This is a genomic window from Ectothiorhodospira lacustris (genome assembly GCF_022227785.1).
In the GTDB taxonomy this organism is placed as follows: Bacteria; Pseudomonadota; Gammaproteobacteria; order Ectothiorhodospirales; family Ectothiorhodospiraceae; genus Ectothiorhodospira; species Ectothiorhodospira lacustris.
On record NZ_JAJNQM010000163.1, the window covers coordinates 1 to 1,162 of the forward strand.

Sequence of the window (1,162 nt, forward strand, 5' to 3'; positions counted from 1 at the left end):
GAGAGCCAGCGTCGTTTACTGCAACTATTAGACTGATACTGGCGGTGTAAACCCTGCAGTTCTGCCGCCATACCCATCAGCCAGGCGACAAAACTGGCCAAGGCAGCGATCAGCAGCAGCACCTCAAACCGGGCCGCCGAACGGGAGCGGGATCGCTCCACACCCAGGCCGTAATGCCGACTTTTTGTTGCCCGAAAATCCTCTTCAATTTGCATGCGCTGCGTGTACAGTCTCAATACCAGTGCCAGGCTATCCTGGCCGCCGGTCAGTGAGGTCACCAGCAACCAGGGTTCCCGTGCCCCAACCGCATGCTCACGACTCTTGCTGTCCTGTGCCCGCTGTCCACCACGCGTCTTGTGGACGCGCCCCTTGGGTGGCTTGCGCAACCCGTACACCTGACAGGGTAGCGACTCGCGCCGGGTCATGATGAAACTGCCCAGGTAACACGGCGTGTCCTGCTCCAGGAGCAAGCCCAGTTGTTGGCAGTCAAGCCAGACCGTCTCACCCGGACGGGTCAGCTTGGTATTGCCGCGAATGCGTCCCACCCAGTCCCAGCCCAGCGCCGAAACGGCGCGAAACCAGGGCTTTTTAAAGCCTGCATCGGTCACCACGATCGGTACCGAACCGGGCGGTAGAATCTCTTGCAACTTCGACAGGAATTCGGCCTGAACCTCTGGGTTGGCGTAGAGCTTCTGCGGGTGACAACGCTGGTACACCGTCCTGCCCTGGCCTCCCACCGGCACACTGGCCCTGAGCACATGATAACCCTCGTCATCAGCGATCGGAGACCAGTCCACCAGGATGACTGGTCGGCCTACCTGTCCCACCAGCCAGTAGGTCATTGCGCGGTACACGTGAGGTGCATCCGCTTGCATCCGGGCGTTGCCCACCAAGCGATCCATCTGCTTGATGCTCGCTTTTTCCGTGACCGGGCGGGCAGAGGCGCGACCCAGCCCCGTCACTGAAGTGCATTGTCCTTTCACCGCCGCCTCCACCGCCGTCATCAGCGACTTCATCCGGCTACGGTGGACTGGTTGACACAGGGCACCCAAATTTGTCTCAATCACCTGCGTGGCATGCATCGGCTTCTCGCGCGCTTCTTTGATTGGTTGGCGCCTTTAAAGAAACACGATCGGACCGGTGCATGTCCACCCCTCCGCCT

Annotated in this window: 1 protein-coding gene; it reads right to left on the reverse strand. The window is 60.6% G+C overall.

What is annotated here, in order from left to right:
• The coding region (locus tag LQ952_RS15820) for an IS4 family transposase (protein WP_238623574.1) at positions 1–1,016 on the reverse strand (1,016 nt) is incomplete at its 3' end.
• Positions 1,017–1,162: the final 146 nt, after the last annotated feature.